This window comes from Acidimicrobiales bacterium, from assembly GCA_036399815.1.
In the GTDB taxonomy this organism is placed as follows: Bacteria; Actinomycetota; Acidimicrobiia; order Acidimicrobiales; family DASWMK01; genus DASWMK01.
In genome coordinates this window covers 1-14,692 of record DASWMK010000160.1, presented here as the reverse complement: position 1 = coordinate 14,692, position 14,692 = coordinate 1, and the positions used below count along the sequence as shown (strand labels likewise).

13 protein-coding genes are annotated in these 14,692 nt (G+C 76.0%); 6 read left to right on the top strand and 7 right to left on the bottom strand.

The annotated features are described in order from the left end of the window. The first annotated feature begins 1 nt into the window (after position 1). Complete coding sequence (locus tag VGB14_11470) at positions 2 to 592, top strand: hypothetical protein (protein HEX9993536.1); 591 nt, start codon at positions 2 to 4, stop codon at positions 590 to 592. Positions 593 to 594: 2 nt separating this feature from the next. Here VGB14_11470 and VGB14_11465 read toward each other — a convergent pair whose 3' ends face one another. From VGB14_11465 to VGB14_11455, 3 genes are read right to left on the bottom strand one after another with little or no spacing between them, the layout of a single operon-like run. Beyond that, positions 595 to 864 carry a DUF2277 domain-containing protein gene (locus VGB14_11465; protein HEX9993535.1) on the bottom strand — a complete coding sequence of 90 codons (270 nt, stop codon included), beginning with the start codon at positions 862 to 864 and terminating at the stop codon, positions 595 to 597. Positions 865 to 874: 10 nt separating this feature from the next. After that, a complete protein-coding gene (locus tag VGB14_11460; protein HEX9993534.1) occupies positions 875 to 1,681 on the bottom strand; it encodes a phytanoyl-CoA dioxygenase family protein in 807 nt (268 codons plus the stop codon). Next, positions 1,678 to 2,640, bottom strand: a complete 963-nt coding sequence (locus tag VGB14_11455) for an ornithine cyclodeaminase family protein (GenBank protein HEX9993533.1) — start codon at positions 2,638 to 2,640, stop codon at positions 1,678 to 1,680. The genes VGB14_11460 and VGB14_11455 overlap by 4 nt, the downstream gene beginning before the upstream one ends. Before the next feature lie 34 nt (positions 2,641 to 2,674). Here VGB14_11455 and VGB14_11450 point away from each other — a divergent pair, with 34 nt between their 5' ends. Both VGB14_11450 and VGB14_11445 read left to right on the top strand, forming a co-directional pair. Then, the gene (locus VGB14_11450; protein ID HEX9993532.1) at positions 2,675 to 3,544 is read left to right on the top strand and encodes an LLM class F420-dependent oxidoreductase; all 870 of its coding nucleotides are present in this window, start codon (positions 2,675 to 2,677) and stop codon (positions 3,542 to 3,544) included. A gap of 69 nt (positions 3,545 to 3,613) precedes the next feature. Further along, the gene (locus tag VGB14_11445; protein ID HEX9993531.1) at positions 3,614 to 5,551 is read left to right on the top strand and encodes a hypothetical protein; all 1,938 of its coding nucleotides are present in this window, start codon (positions 3,614 to 3,616) and stop codon (positions 5,549 to 5,551) included. Between the two features lie 91 nt (positions 5,552 to 5,642). Here the strand turns inward: VGB14_11445 and VGB14_11440 are convergent, their stop codons facing one another. Together VGB14_11440 and VGB14_11435 are read right to left on the bottom strand one after the other, a co-directional pair. Next, complete coding sequence (locus tag VGB14_11440; GenBank protein HEX9993530.1) at positions 5,643 to 8,828, bottom strand: BTAD domain-containing putative transcriptional regulator; 3,186 nt, start codon at positions 8,826 to 8,828, stop codon at positions 5,643 to 5,645. Positions 8,829 to 8,879: 51 nt separating this feature from the next. Next, positions 8,880 to 9,143 (bottom strand): hypothetical protein, encoded by a 264-nt coding sequence (locus VGB14_11435; protein ID HEX9993529.1) that lies wholly within the window; start codon positions 9,141 to 9,143, stop codon positions 8,880 to 8,882. Positions 9,144 to 9,167: 24 nt separating this feature from the next. Here VGB14_11435 and VGB14_11430 point away from each other — a divergent pair, with 24 nt between their 5' ends. Together VGB14_11430 and VGB14_11425 are read left to right on the top strand one after the other, a co-directional pair. Next, on the top strand, positions 9,168 to 10,691 hold the full coding sequence (locus tag VGB14_11430) for a long-chain fatty acid--CoA ligase (protein HEX9993528.1): 1,524 nt from the start codon (positions 9,168 to 9,170) through the stop codon (positions 10,689 to 10,691). Continuing rightward, positions 10,688 to 11,686, top strand: a complete 999-nt coding sequence (locus tag VGB14_11425; GenBank protein HEX9993527.1) for a hypothetical protein — start codon at positions 10,688 to 10,690, stop codon at positions 11,684 to 11,686. Before VGB14_11430 ends, VGB14_11425 begins: the two co-directional genes overlap by 4 nt. On the opposite strand, the gene VGB14_11420 is transcribed toward VGB14_11425, so the two are convergent. Beyond that, positions 11,664 to 13,058 carry an aminotransferase class I/II-fold pyridoxal phosphate-dependent enzyme gene (locus VGB14_11420; GenBank protein HEX9993526.1) on the bottom strand — a complete coding sequence of 465 codons (1,395 nt, stop codon included), beginning with the start codon at positions 13,056 to 13,058 and terminating at the stop codon, positions 11,664 to 11,666. The genes VGB14_11425 and VGB14_11420 overlap by 23 nt on opposite strands. Positions 13,059 to 13,128: 70 nt before the next feature. Between VGB14_11420 and VGB14_11415 the strand changes: the two genes are divergently transcribed. After that, on the top strand, positions 13,129 to 14,496 hold the full coding sequence (locus tag VGB14_11415) for a hypothetical protein (GenBank protein HEX9993525.1): 1,368 nt from the start codon (positions 13,129 to 13,131) through the stop codon (positions 14,494 to 14,496). On the opposite strand, the gene VGB14_11410 is transcribed toward VGB14_11415, so the two are convergent. Continuing rightward, positions 14,468 to 14,692 (bottom strand): ATP-binding protein (locus VGB14_11410; GenBank protein ID HEX9993524.1); only part of this gene is annotated, 225 nt, incomplete at its 5' end. The two genes, VGB14_11415 and VGB14_11410, sit on opposite strands and share 29 nt — an antisense overlap.

The window sequence follows — 14,692 nt, the reverse complement described above, 5'->3', positions numbered from 1 at the left end:
GATGACCGACGACGAGCTGCTGGTGGCGGCCGAGGCGCTGGGGGACGAGGCCGCTGCGGTCGCGGCCGACCTCGGCCTGTTCGCCCTGTGCGCCACCGTGGGCCGGCCGGTGCTCGTCGGCAGCGCCGCGCTCGGGCTCATGGTGCGGCGCGACCTCGACGTCACCGTGGTGTGCGAGCGCCTCGACGTCGGGGCGGTCTTCCTGCTCGGGCACCGGCTGGTGGGGTCGCCCCGGGTCCGCCAGGCCCGGTTCCGCAACGACACGGGCGACTGGAACGCCGACCCCGCCTACCCGGACGGGCTCTACTGGGGCGTCGAGTACCGGTCGCCCGCCGGCCACCCGTGGACCCTCGACGTCTGGTTCGTCGACGAGCCCGACCGCCAGCCCGACCTCGCCCACCTGCGGGACCTGCCGCCGCTGCTCACCGCCGAGGCCAGGGTGGCCGTCCTCCGGCTGAAGCACGCCTGGCACACGCGCCCCGAGTACGGGCGGACGGTGACCAGCTGGGACCTCTACGACGCCGTCCTCCACCACGGCGTGCGCACGCCGGACGGGCTCGCCGGCCACCTCGCCGGGCGCCCCGCCGGGTGACCTCAGGCGTCGAGGCCCAGGCGGGCCCGCACCTCCGGGCGGCGGAGGGGCGGGAGGGTCGGCGGGGGCTGGCGGCGGGGCGGCAGGTCGGCGAGCAGTCCGGCGGTGACCGAGGCGACCTCGCCGACGGCCCGCTCGAAGGCGGCGGCCGCCTCGCCGGTCGGCTTCTGCACGCCCGTGACCTTGCGCACGTACTGCCGGGCGGCGGCCTCGATCTCCGCCTCGGTGGCGGGCGGCTCGAGGCCCCGCAGGGTGGTGATGTTCCGGCACATGCCCCCGACGCTACGGCGCCGGCCAGAGGACGGGGAACAGCCGGTCGTCGGCCAGCGGCGCGCCGGGGGCCAGCGCCCCCTCCAGCTCGGGGTACGGCGGGCTGGTGCGGTGCGGCCGGGGCGCGTAGGTGACGTCGTCGCCGATGCAGCGCACGCCGAACACCCGCCGCAGCGCCGCCGACCCGGCCGCCCGGTGCAGGGTCAGCATGTGGAAGGCGACGGCGTCGCCCGGCTCCACGGCCCAGCCGACGACCGGGAAGCGATCGGGGTCGGCGGCCACGTCGGGCACCTCGGCCAGCGTGCCCTCGTCGAACACCATCGCCGTCCCCTCCACGAACGACCGCGGCAGGTACCACGTGCCCGCCGCGTGCGACCCGGCCACGAGCTCGAGGGTGGACTCGCGGGGCACGGGGTCGAGCGGCACCCAGAACGAGACGTTCCGCCGGCCGTCGATGCAGTAGTACGGCTGGTCCTGGTGGAGCGGGGTCGGCGTCGGCGTCCCCGCCTCCTTCACGAGCAGGTGGTCGTGGAACAGGCGGACCTCGGCCGAGCCGGTCAGCGCGGCGGCCACCGCGCCGAGGGGCGAGGCCCGCACGAACGCCTCGTACTCCGGGATGCGGTCCCAGTTGCGGAAGTCCTCGACGAACCGGCCCCGGCCGGGCTCGCCGGTGGCGATGCAGAGCGGGCCGGGCTCGGCCAGGTTGCGGTCCACGCCCCTCGCCAGCACGGCGAGCAGGTCGGCGTCGAACAGGCCGCGGAGGACGACGGCGCCGTCCCGCCGGTAGTCCTCGGCCGCGGCGGCCAGGTCCAGGGTCACAGGTCGACCTCGACGCCCACCCCGGCGGCGCGCGCCGCGGCGAGCACGAGGGCGGCGGCGGCCACGTCCTGGGCGGCCACGCCGACCGACTTGTAGAGCGTGATCTCCTCGGGCGACGTTCGGCCCGGGCGGGTGCCGGCGACGATCTCCCCGATCTCGGCGTGCACCTCGGCCCCGCCGGCCAGCTCGGTCGCCCCGGCCGGGGGCGGGGCCAGCGCGGCGGCCCTCGACTCGACGACGACGGTCGCCTCGGCGACGGTGGCGGCGTCCACCTCCCGGCCGCCGACGTTGTAGCCGACCGACGTGACGTGCACGCCGGGGGCCAGGTCCGGCCGGCGGACGACCGGTTCGGGCGAGTGGGTGGTGGCGCACACGACGTCGGCGCCCGCGCAGGCCTCGGCCCAGCTCGCCACGGGCACGACCTCGACCCCGAGCCGACCGGCCAGCTCGCCGGCGAGGGCCGCCGCCCGGCCGGCGTCCCGCCCCGCCACCCGCACCTGCCGGAACGACCGCACGCGGGTGACCGCGTCGGCGTGCGACCGGGCCTGCACGCCGGTGCCGAGGATGGCCAGCACGCCGGCGTCGGGGCGGGCCAGCAGGTCGACCGACAGCGCCGACCCGGCGGCCGTGCGGGCCGCGGTGATCGACGTGCCGTCGAGGAGGGCGGCCGGCTCCCCCGTCGCCGCGTCGAACACGACCACGACGGCCTGGTGGGTGGGCAGGGCCGTCCCCGCGTTGGTCGGGAACAGGGTGACGAGCTTCGCGGCCAGCCCGCCGAGGCTCGGCAGGTGGGCGGGCATGGCGGCGAGGATGGCGCCCCGGTCCTCGACCGCGGCCGCGATGCGGGGCGGCATCGACGCCCGGCCGGCGCTCACGTCGGCCATGGCGTCGGCCACCGCCCTGCGGAGGTCGTCGGGGTCGAGCAGCGACTCGGTGGCGGCACGGCCGAGGACGAGCACGCCCCGATCCTCGCAGCCCGGCTAGACCGGGGCGGTGCGCATCGGCGTCGTCTACCCCCAGACCGAGCTCGGCTCCGACACGGGGGCGGTGCGGGCCTACGCCCTCGCCGTCGAGGAGCTGGGCTTCACCCACGTGCTCGTCTACGACCACGTGCTCGGCGCCGACCCGGCCGTCCACCGGGGCTGGAACGGGCCCTACGACGTCGACACCACGTTCCGGGAGCCGTTCGTGCTGTTCGGCTTCCTCGCCGCCATCACGTCGCTCGAGCTGGTGACGGGGATCGTCATCCTCCCCCAGCGCCAGACCGCGCTCGTCGCCAAGCAGGCGGCCGACGTCGACCTGCTCACCGGGGGCCGGTTCCGCCTCGGCGTCGGCCTCGGGTGGAACGCCGTCGAGTACGAGGCCCTCGGGCAGGACTTCTCCGAGCGGGGCCGGCGGATGGACGAGCAGGTGCCGCTGCTGCGCCGGCTGTGGACCGAGCGCAGCGTCACCCACGAGGGGCGCTACGACCGGGTGACGGGGGCGGGGATCGCCCCGCTGCCGGCCCAGCGCCCGATCCCCGTCTGGGTCGGGGCCAGCTCGCCGCCCGCCTACCGCCGGGCCGGCCGGCTGGCCGACGGCTGGTTCCCGCAGGTGCCGCCCGGCCGCCGCCTGGACGAGGCGCTCGCCGCCGTCGACGCCGGCGCGAGGGAGGCGGGCCGGGACCCGTCGGCGCTCGGCATGGAGGGCAGGGTCTCCCTCGGCGACGGCGGCATCGACCGCCTCGTCGACCACGCCGGCCGCTGGCGCGACGCCGGCGCCACCCACGTCTCGGTCAACACCATGGGCGCCGGCCTGCCCGGCGTCGACGCCCACCTCAGGGCGCTCACCGACGCCGCCGACGCCCTCGGCGTCGAGCGCTGACCCGTCGCCCCAGCCCGGCGGTCAGCGGGCGGTAAGCGGGCGATCAGTGGCGATCTGCACGCTCCGCCCATGGACCTCATCCGAGTTGCAACCGCGGGGCGGCGGGCCCTCGTCGCCCTGCTGCTCCTGGTCACCCTGCCGGCCGTCACCGCCGGCCCGGCGAGCGCCGACGACGACTGCGTGCCGGCGACGACGTTCCTCGGCGACTACCCGAACGACGAGCTCGACTGGACCGACAACGTGCAGGGCGTCGCCCACGACGAGGGGCACTGGTTCTTCTCGACCCAGGCCGACCCCTACCTGCTGAAGCTCCCCGTCGACTTCGACCTCGCCGAGGAGGTCGACCCCGACGACAGCGACACCTGGCCCTCCGGCGCCAAGGCCGTCGAGATGCCCGAGAGCCTCGAGGACCTCGGCTACGAGGGCTTCAAGGACCTCGACCAGGCGGGCGGCTACCTGTTCGTGCCGGTCGCCGGCAGCGACCCGGACACCGACGAGGGCATCTCCGCCATCTCGGTGTTCCGCACGTCGGACCTCGGCTACGTCGGCCAGTTCCCGCTCGCCGGGTGGACGGGCCACTCGTCGTTCCTCGCCTACAACCCGGCGAACGGGCTGCTCCACGCCACGGGCACCGTGCAGGACGGCTCCAACGGCCTGTTCCGGTTCACCGTCGACTTCGACGCCCTGGCCGTCGGTGACGTCGGCCACGCCTTCACCTTCGTCGACGAGCTGCTCCTCACCGAGCTCGGCCTCCCGATCGACCCGCCCATGGAGGACATGCAGGGCGCGGCGTTCACGCCGTGGGGCGACCTGTACCTCGTCAACGGCTACGACGACCCCCAGCCCGAGGACCGCGGCGGCGTCCACCTCTTCGACTCGACCGGGGACCTCGTGGACGAGTCGACCAACGGCTACGGCGACTTCAACTTCGCCTACGACACGTCGGAGTTCCCCGAGGGCGAGGAGCCCGAGGGCGCCGACTGGTGGAACCGGGCGACCGGCCCGGGCTCGCCCGGCATCACCGGCCAGCTGCACGTGATCATGCTGGACAACGACGTCAGCGAGGACGACCTGTACCTGAAGCACTACACGGTCGACTACTCGTGCCTGGCCGCCGGCGACGCCGACGCCGACGGGCTCACCAACGGCGAGGAGATCTACGAGACCGGCACCAACCCCAAGGACGCCGACACCGACCACGACGGCCTCGAGGACGGCGCGGAGCTCGACCAGCTCGGCACCGACCCGCTCGACGCGGACACCGACGACGACGGGATCGTCGACGGCGACGAGGACACCGACGCCGACGGCCTCACCGACGGCGACGAGCTCGCCATCGGCGCCGACCCCTTCGACGCCGACACCGACGACGACGGCCTCACCGACGGCGACGAGGTCCACCTGCACGGCACGAGCCCGCTCGACGCCGACACCGACGACGACGGCCTCGACGACGGCGACGAGGTCGCCATGGGCACCGACCCGCTCGACGCCGACAGCGACGACGACGCCCTCTCCGACGGCGACGAGGTCCACCTGTACGGCACGGACCCCCTCGACGCGGACACCGACGACGAGGGGCTCACCGACGGCGACGAGGTCCTCGTGCACGGCACCGACCCGCTCGACCCGGACACCGACGACGACGAGCTCACCGACTTCGAGGAGGTCGGCTTCGGCACCGACCCGCTCGACGCCGACACCGACGGCGACGGCCTGCTCGACGGCGAGGACGTGGAGTTCGTCGGCGGCGTGGTCGCCGGCCTGCCCGACGCCTCGTTCAGGGGCAGGGGCGAGCGGACGGCCGTCCTCGCCGGTCTCGACGCCGCCGAGCTCCGCCTGGCCGCGGGCCGCCGCGACCTGGCCGTCGCGCGGCTCCAGGCGCTGCGCACCCACCTCGACGGCTGCGGCTCGGCACCCGACGGCGACGACTGGGTCGTCGACTGCGCCGACCAGCTCGAGGTGCGGGCAGCGGTCGACCTGCTGCTCGCCAACCTGGCCGACTGACCCGGCCTCCCACCCCGGCCGGTGCCCGGCTCGCCTCCCCGGCGGGCCGGGCACCGCCGCGCCCGGCCACCGCCGCTCCAGGGGGGAGGGGTCAGCGGGCGGCGGCGAGCTCGGGGCGCACGAGCGCGTCGAGCGGGGTCGCCGCGCCGTCGGCGGCGAGGGCGTCGTAGCGGTCGCCGACGAGCGCGCCGACGGCGGCCCGGACGCGGTCGGCGTCGCGGCGAATCCTCGCCGGGCGGGGCACGGCGCAGGACGCCCGGGTGCCCGCCGAGCGGCCGAGCAGGCGGGCCGCCGCCTCGCCGTCGCCCCGCGCCGCGGCCACGTCGGCCAGGCCCTCCAGGGCGAGGGCGACGGACTCGGGGTCGTTCACCGCGGTCGCGTCGTCCAGGCCGGCGAGGTGCCAGCGCTCGGCGCCGTCGAGGTCGCCGGTGGCCGTGGCCAGCAGCCCGAGGTACGAGGCCGTCGCGCCCCGCCCGCCCCTCGACCCGACCCGCTCGTAGATGGCCAGCGCCGCGTCGTGGGCCGCCCGCGCCGCGTCGAGCCGGCCGGCCAGCCGGTAGGCGATCCCCATGCCGTTCAGCGCGAACGCCTCGCCCATCGGCGCGGCGACCGTCCTCGCCACCGCCAGCGCCTCCTGGTAGAGCGCCTGGGCCCGGTCCCGGTCGCCGGCCAGGTCGACCAGGTCGGCCAGCCGGGCGGTGAGCATGCAGTCCTGGCCCCGCATGCCGAGCGACGCCATGAGCCGGCGGGCCTCGTCGACCACGCCGGCGGCCTCGGCGTGGCGGCCGGCGGCGTCGAGCGCCTCCCCCCACCGCTCCATCGCCATGCTCGTCGCCCACGGGTCGCCGCGGCGCCGGGCGGCCTCGACGGCGAGCGCGGCGTGGGCGGCGGCGTCGTCGTAGTCGCCGCAGGCCATGGCCGCCCCGCAGGCGGCGACGTGGCGGAACCCATCGGCCCGCTCGTCGGCCAGCAGCGCGAACGTCCGCTCCGCCTCCCGGCACCGCTCGGCGGCCAGGTCGGCCTCGCTCGCCCGCAGGTGGACCCAGGCGACGATCATGCAGACGGCCGCGAACCACGTCGGCTCCACGTCGAGCCGCCCGACCTCGACGGCCTCGACCGCCCGGCGCCGGGACACCTCGGTGTCGCCGGCCACCATGCCGAACGCCGACGCCCAGGCCAGCGCCCTGGCCCGCACCCGGGGCCGCACGTCGCCGGGGACGGCGAGCGCCGCCTCCAGCCACGGCAGGGCCTCGCCGTGCATCCCGGCGTACCACCAGAACCACCCGAGCCGCCCGGCCAGCACCAGGGCCAGCTCGGCGTCGGCGGCCTGCACGGCCCAGCCCATGGCCGCCCGCAGGTCGTCCAGCTCGGCCCGCACGTCGTCGCTCCACCGCCGCTGGGCGGGCGGGTCGAGCAGGGTCATCTCGACCTCGACGAGGCCCACCAGGTAGCGGGCGTGCCGGCACCGGGCGTCGTCGAGCCCGCCCCTCGCCGCCAGCCGCTCCCGCCCGTACTCGGCCAGGGTGGCGAGGAGGCGGAACCGGCCGGTGCCGTCGGCGACGACGAGGGACTTGTCGACCAGCCGGGCCACGATCTCGCCGACGTCGGCGGGCGCCAGGTCGTCGTCGCCGCAGACCGCCTCCGCGGCCTCCAGGGTGCAGCCGTCGGCGAACACGGCGAGGCGCTCGAACACCCGGCGCTCGTCGTCGAAGAGGAGGTCGTAGCTCCAGTCGACGACCGCCCGCAGGGTCTGCTGGCGGGCCGCCGCCGTCCTCGCCCCGCCGGTCAGCAGGCCGAACCGGTCGTCGAGCCGGCGGGTCAGCTGCTCCAGGGTGAACGCCCTCGTGCGGGCGGCGGCCAGCTCGATGGCGAGGGGCAGGCCGTCGAGGCGCTCGCACAGCCCGGCCGCCACCCTGGCCGCCTCCTCGCCCCACTCCAGGTTCCGGGAGGCGGCGACGGCCCGGTCGGCGAACAGGGTGACGGCGTCGTCCCGGTCGAGCGGGGGGACGGCGAACACGACCTCGCCCGGCACCCGCAGCGGCTCCCGGCTGGTGGCCAGCACGTGCAGGCGTCCGGCCCCCGACAGGAGGGCCTCGGCCAGCCCGGCGGCCTCGTCGACGAGGTGCTCGCAGTTGTCGAGGACGACGAGCGCGGCGCGGTCGTCGAGGAGGGCGCGGAGGCGGTCGGCGACGCCGGCGGCCGACGTGGGGCCGACGGCGTCCATCAGCGACAGCCCGACGGCGTCGGACACGGCCAGCGCGGCGTTGCCGGCGGTGACCGACTCGAGGCCGACGAACCAGGCGCCGCCCGGGAACGCCGACCGGTGGCGCAGCGCGGCCTCGACGCCCAGCCGGGTCTTGCCCACGCCGCCCGGGCCGACGAGGGTGACCAGGCGCTGGCCGCCCACGAGGTCGGCCAGCCGGGCCAGGTCGTCCTCCCGGCCCACGAACGCGGTGAGCGGCGGTCGCAGGTTCGTGGGCGGCGCCCCGTCGACGGCCGTGGCCGGCCCCGCGGCCGAGGTCGGCGCCGCGGGCGGGTCGAGCGCCGGGTCCTGGGCCAGCACGGCCTGCTCCAGGCGCCGCAGCTCGGGCCCCGGCTCCAGCCCCAGCTCCTCCCCGAGCACCCGGCGGGCGTCCTGGTAGGCCTGGAGGGCGTCGGCCTGCCGGCCGCACCGGTAGAGGGCGAGCAGGTGCTGGGCCCGCAGCCGCTCCCGGTAGGGCGACCCGGCCACCGCCGCCTCGATCTCGGCGACGGCGGCGGCGTGGTGGCCGAGGGCCAGCTCGGCGTCGAAGCGGTCCTCGACGGCGGTGGCCCGCAGCTCCTCCAGCCGGGTGGCCGCCGGCACCGCGCCCTGGGCCTCGACGAGGTCGGCCAGCGCCGGCCCCCGCCACAGCGCCAGCGCGTCGGCCAGGACCCGGGCCGCCGTCCCGGCCTCGCCCACGGCGAGCAGGGCCCGGCCGTCCTCGGCCAGCCGCTCGAACCGGTGGGCGTCGACCGCCTCGGGCGGCACGGCCAGCGCGTAGCCGCCGGGCGACGTGACGACGGCGGCGGCCCCGAGGGCCCGGCGCAGCTTGGACACGAGGGCCTGGAGGGCGTTGGCCACCCCGGCCGGCGGCTCGTCGCCCCACAGGCGGTCCACGAGGTGGGCGACCGGCACCGGCGCCCCCGGCCGGCTGGCCAGCAGGACGAGGAGGCTGCGGAGGCGAGCGCCGTTGACCGGCACCTCCCGCCCGCCGCCGTCGACCACCCGGAGGGGCCCGAGCACGGAGACCTCCACCGCGTCAACGTAACCGCGGCGGGTGCCGGTCAGCGGGCGACCAGCGGGCGCTCAGCGCCGGCCGTCAACCTGGCCGCCATGACCGACTCCTGCCGCCGCGACCGCCAGCGGGCCGAGCTGGCCGCCCTGCTGGCCGAGGGCGCCCTCGAACGGGGCCGCCGACCTCGCCCACGACCACCTCGCCGACTTCCCCGACGACGCCGGCACGAGGGCGGCCGTGGCCACCGCCCTCGCCGGGTCGGGGGACGACCGCCTCGCCGCCCGCGCCGCCGAGCTCGTGGTGGCCCCGGCGCCGGGTGGGTAGAGGCGCGGCACGAACCCGAACGGCAGGAGACGACCATGAGCTTCAACCTCGCGACGATCCTGCGCGAGTCGCGACGGGCGCATCCCGACAAGCCGCTGTGCCACCTCGGCGACCTGACCTTCTCCTACGCGCAGGTCGACGAGATCTCCGGCCGGGTGGCCACGAGCCTGCGGGACCTCGGCCTCGAGCGGGGCGACAAGGTCGCCGTGCAGCTCCCGAACCTGCCGCAGTTCCTGTTCACCTACTTCGGCATCCTGAAGGCCGGCCTGGTGATGGTCCCGCTCAACCCGCTGCTGCGGGCGCCCGAGGTCGCCTACCACCTGTCCGACTCGGACGCCAAGGTGCTCGTCACCTTCGAGTCCTTCGCCGACGAGGCCGTGAAGGGCGCGTCGCAGGTCGAGGGCGTGACCACCTACGTCGTCAACCTGCCCGGCAACGACCGCCGGCCCGAGGGGACGCGGCACTACGACGAGCTGTACTTCGCCGAGGACCTGGGCGAGATCGAGCCGACCGCGGCCGACGACACCGCGGTGCTGCTCTACACGAGCGGCACCACCGGCAAGCCGAAGGGCGCCGAGCTCACCCACTTCCAGCTCTACATGAACTGCACGGTCGCCGGGGAGCTGTTCGAGTTCCGCGACGACGACGTCGGCGTCGCCGTGCTGCCCCTGTTCCACGTGTTCGGCCTGTCGAGCGTGCTCAACCTGAGCGTGCGCTTCGGCGGCACGATCGTTCTCGTCCCCCGGTTCGACGTCGACACCGTGCTGGACGCCGTCGAGCGGTACCGCTGCACCCTGTTCTCCGGCGTGCCCACCATGTACTTCGCCCTCCTCCGGGCCGACCTGGCCGGCCGGGACGTCTCGTCGCTGCGGGTCGGCGTGTCCGGCGGCGCCGCCATCCCCGGCGAGGTCATCCGGGCCTTCGAGGAGAAGTTCCCCGGCGTCGTCGTGCTCGAGGGCTACGGCCTGTCCGAGACGGCCAGCACCACGACGTTCAACGTCAGCGCCGACCAGCGCAAGGTGCTGTCGATCGGCAAGCCCATCTGGGGGGTCGAGGTCCGCGTCGTCGACGACAAGGACGAGCCGCTGCCGCCCGGGCAGGACCACGTCGGCGAGATCGTGATCCGGGGCCACAACGTGATGAAGGGCTACTACAACAAGCCCGAGGCCACCGAGGAGGCGTTCCGGGGCGGCTGGTTCCACACCGGCGACCTCGCCTACGCGGACGAGGACGGCTACTTGTTCATCGTCGACCGCAAGAAGGACCTCGTCATCCGGGGCGGCTACAACGTCTACCCCCGCGAGGTCGAGGAGGTCCTCTACGCCCACGAGGCCGTCGCCGAGGCCGCCGTCATCGGCCGGCCCGACGAGAAGCTCGGCGAGGAGGTGGTCGGCTACGTCGTGCTGAAGCCGGGCGCCGAGGCCACCGGCGAGGACCTCGTCGCCTGGTGCCGGGAGCGGCTGGCGGCGTACAAGTACCCGCGCCAGGTCCACGTGGTCGACGACCTGCCGAAGGGCCCGACCGGCAAGATCCTGAAGAAGGAGCTGCGCTCGGCATGACCGAGGTGGCGACCGTCCGCGGCCCGGTCGACTCGGCCGACCTCGGGCGGACCTACGTGCACGAGCACATCTTCGTGCTGACCGCCGACGTCCAGCAGAACTACCCCGAGGAGTGGGGCGACGAGGACCAGCGGGTGGCCGACGCCGTCGCCCGGCTGAAGGCGCTGGCCGCGCAGGGCGTCCGAACGATCGTCGACCCGACCGTCGTCGGCCTCGGCCGCTACATCCCCCGGGTGCAGCGCATCGCCGACCAGGTGCCGGAGCTGAACATCGTCGTCGCCACCGGCCTCTACACCTACGACACCGTCCCGTTCTTCTTCCACCACCGCGGCCCGGCCCTGAACGAGGCGGTCGGCGCCGAGGTGCCCGACCCGATGGTCGACCTGTTCGTGCGGGATCTGACCGAGGGGATCGCCGGCACCGGCGTGCGGGCCGGGATGCTGAAGTGCGCCATCGACACCCCCGGCCCGACCCCCGACGTCGAGCGGGTGATGCGGGCCGTGGCGCGGGCCCACCACCGGACGGGGACGCCGATCACCGTGCACACCCACCCGGGGACGAGGACCGGGCTCGAGGCCAGGCGGGTGCTGTGCGACGAGGAGGGCGTGGACCCGGGGCGGATCGTGCTCGGCCACAGCGGCGACACCACCGACTGCGACCACCTGGCCGAGCTGGCCGACGCCGGGTTCCTGCTCGGCATGGACCGCTTCGGCATCAACCTGGAGGTCTCCTTCGAGCAGCGGGCCGACACCCTGGTCGAGATGTGCCGGCGGGGCTACGCCGACCGCATGGTCCTGTCCCAGGACGCGGCCTGCTACATCGACTGGATCGAGCCGGCCGTCATGCCCCTCCTCCCCCAGTGGCACTACCTCCACATCGGCGAGGAGGTGCTGCCCTACGTGCGGGAGCGGGGCGTGACCGACGAGCAGGTGGACGCCATGCTGGTCGACAACCCCCGCCGGCTGTTCGAGCTCAGCGGCACGCCGACCGGGTGATCTCGACGGCCTCCCTGATCCGGTCCGGGTGGGACCGGTGGGAGAGGATGCACATGCGCACGTAGGTGCGGCCCCGCACCGGCGCCGACGACAGCCACATGCGCCCGCTGCCGTTCACGCGGTGGAGCAGGGCGTCGGCGTCCTCGTCGGTGCCGCCCCGCGGGCGGAAGGCCACGAGCGACAGCTCGGGTCGCCACGGCACGTCGAGCGCCGGCACCGCCGCCAGCTCCTCGTGCACGTAGGCGGCGAGGTCGAGCTTCTCGTCGAGCGCCCGCACGAACGTGGCGACGCCGTGCAGGTGCAGGGGCAGCCACAGGCGCAGCCCCCGGAAGTCGCGGGTCAGCTCCGGCGAGAACGACGAGAAGTCGGGCAGCTCGGCCCGCTCCGACGGGCGGGGCAGGTACTCGGCGTGCACCTCGTGCGCGTCCCGCAGGGCGGCCGCGTCCCTGGCCAGCAGGCAGCCGGTGCCGTACGGGAGGAACAGGCCCTTGTGCGGGTCGAGGGTGATCGAGTCGGCCCGCTCGATGCCCCGTAGGCGGGCCCGCCCCCGCCCGGTCAGCTGGAAGAACCCGCCGTAGGCGGCGTCGACGTGGAACCAGAGCCCCTCCTCGGCGGCCAGGGTGGCCAGGTCGTCGAGGGGGTCGACGGCGCCGGTGCCGACCGTGCCGGCGCTGCCGACGAGCAGGAACGGTCGCCGCCCGGCGGCCCGGTCGGCGGCGACGGCGGCCCGCACGGCGTCGGGCCGGAGGTGCAGGTCGTCGTCGGTCGGCACGACGCGCACGGCGCCGGCCGGCAGCCCGGCGATCCGGGCCGCCTTGGCGATCGAGTGGTGGACCTCGTCGGACACGTAGACGGTGCCGTCGAGGAACCGCTCACCGAGGCGAGCCGTCCGGGCGGCGACGACGGCCGACAGGTTCGACATGGACCCGCCCGGGGTGAGCACGCCCTGGGACGTGTCGGGCAGGCCGAACAGCCGGCACAGCCAGCGCAGCACGCCGGCCTCCAGCGCCACCAGCGCCGGCGCCGGGTTGGACACGCCCGTGTAGCGGTTGAGCACGCAGGCGAGGAAGTCGCCGAGGGCGGCGGCGTAGAGGCCGCCGCCGGGGATGTAGCCGACGAAGCCCGGGTTGGCCGTGTCGAACCCCTTGCCGGCGGCCGTGCGCACGGCGGCCAGCAGGTCGGCGAGCGGGGTGGGGCCGTCGCCGGGCGGGACGGACAGGGCGTCGAGCAGCGGCGCCAGCCCCTCGTAGTCCGACGTCCTCGCGTCATAGCGCTCCTCGACGAAGGCGGTGGCCAGGTCGAGCACCTGCTCGCCCATGGCCCGCATCTCGTCGATCGGGGGGTCGAAGGGCGACCGCGGCCGGTCGGGCATCGGCGGATCGTAGGCCCGGCCCGACAGGCGTCACGCGCCCCCACCCCGCCGCGCCCGCCACACTGGTCCGGTGGCCCTGCACTGCGTGACGACCGACGGCCCGCCCGCCGACCCGGTCGGCGCGGCCGTGGCGGACGCGCTGTCCGAGCTGCTCGTCGGGGCGTCGGTCGACCTGACCTACGCGCCACCGGGGGCGGCGCCCGGTCCGGCGTCGCCGCCGACGCCGGGCGTCGCCGCGGCGACGGACGACGGGCCCGACGGCTGGCGGGTGACGCTCACCGTCCGCCTCGACGACCGCCTCGCCCACCTCGTGCGGCCGTCGCGGTGGTCCTCGCTCACCGAGCTGCTCGAGGTGATCGCCCCGGCCGGCCTGCGGGCCGCGGCCCGGCTGCGGCCGAGCGCGAGCACGGGCGAGCCCCTCGTCCCCGCCCTGCACCGGGCGCTGCGGGACACGGTGGCCGCCGAGGTGCTGGCCGCCTACCTGGCGTCGAGGGTCGGGGCGCCCGACGCCGCCACCCTCGTCGCCGAGATCGTGGAGTTCCTCGTGGAGCTGAGCGGCACCCGGGTCGAGGCCCACGACGTCACCCACGGGGTGGTCGTGGCCGACGTCCTGCACGACACGCCCCGCATCGAGCTGCACTACCCGGTGGACGTGCGGGCGGCCAAGCGGGCGCCGCTGCTGTTCGACGGCCAGCGCTCGGTGCTGGTGGTCGACCCGCAGGGCCGGGCGAGGACCGAGCTCCAGCGCCACCGCTTCCAGCGCCTCGCGCCCGGGGCGCCGCCGCCGACGAGCGGCGAGGGGCTGGTGGGCAGCGGGTCGCTCGTGGCCGACGCCACCCGCGCCCTCGGCGGCGTCGGCTTCTTCGTCCGCGCCGACCGCAGCGTGTGGACGTTCGTGGACGGCCAGCCGCTGCTCGTCCGCCGGGGCGAGCACTGGACGGCCTTCCCCCTCGAGCTGAGCGCGTGGATCGCGGACATGATCGGCGGCGGCGACGTCGCCGCGCTCGTCGCCCGGACGGCGTTCGTCGTGTCCGCCCTGCCGAGCGGCGCCATCCTCGCCATCACCGGCGACGCCGCCCGCCTCGAGGGCGCGGTGTCGCCCAAGGACCGCTACGACCTCCGCCACGAGATCGACCCCGAGGCCATGCGGCCCGAGACCAGGCTGCACCACCTGATCGACGCCGCCGATCTCGACGAGCAGACGCTCACCCGGCTGGCCGTGCTCGACGGGGCCACCGTGCTCGACCGGCACGGCCGGCTGCTCGCCTACGGCGCCATCGTCACGTCGAACGACAGCCAGCACGAGGGCGCCCGCACGGCCGCGGCCAGGACCTTGTCGGAGACGGCCGACGTCGTGCTCAAGGTCTCCGTGGACGGCGACATCACGATCTTCCGCGCCGGCGCGGAGGTCACGACCCTGCTGGGCCGCCCCCGCTGACCTTCGCCACGAGGTGGACGGTGAAGCCGTCCGGGCCCCGCTCCAGGGTGACCTCGTCGCACAGCTCGTGGGCGAGGTGGAGGCCGAAGCCGCCGGTGCCGGTGCCCGTGCCGGTGGGGACGAGGCCGGCGTAGGGGTCGGCCGGGCCGGGCCCCTCGTCGTGCACGGCCACCACGACCCGGCCGGGGGGCGCCCA

What these genes read in the sequence shown, in the direction of transcription:
- VGB14_11470 (HEX9993536.1), top strand. Translation starts at nt 2, where the DNA reads ATGACCGACGACGAGCTGCTGGTGGCGGCCGAGGCGCTGGGGGACGAG.
- VGB14_11465 (HEX9993535.1), bottom strand. Translation starts at nt 864, where the DNA reads ATGTGCCGGAACATCACCACCCTGCGGGGCCTCGAGCCGCCCGCCACC.
- VGB14_11445 (HEX9993531.1), top strand. Translation starts at nt 3,614, where the DNA reads ATGGACCTCATCCGAGTTGCAACCGCGGGGCGGCGGGCCCTCGTCGCC.
- VGB14_11430 (HEX9993528.1), top strand. Translation starts at nt 9,168, where the DNA reads ATGAGCTTCAACCTCGCGACGATCCTGCGCGAGTCGCGACGGGCGCAT.
- VGB14_11425 (HEX9993527.1), top strand. Translation starts at nt 10,688, where the DNA reads ATGACCGAGGTGGCGACCGTCCGCGGCCCGGTCGACTCGGCCGACCTC.
- VGB14_11420 (HEX9993526.1), bottom strand. Translation starts at nt 13,058, where the DNA reads ATGCCCGACCGGCCGCGGTCGCCCTTCGACCCCCCGATCGACGAGATG.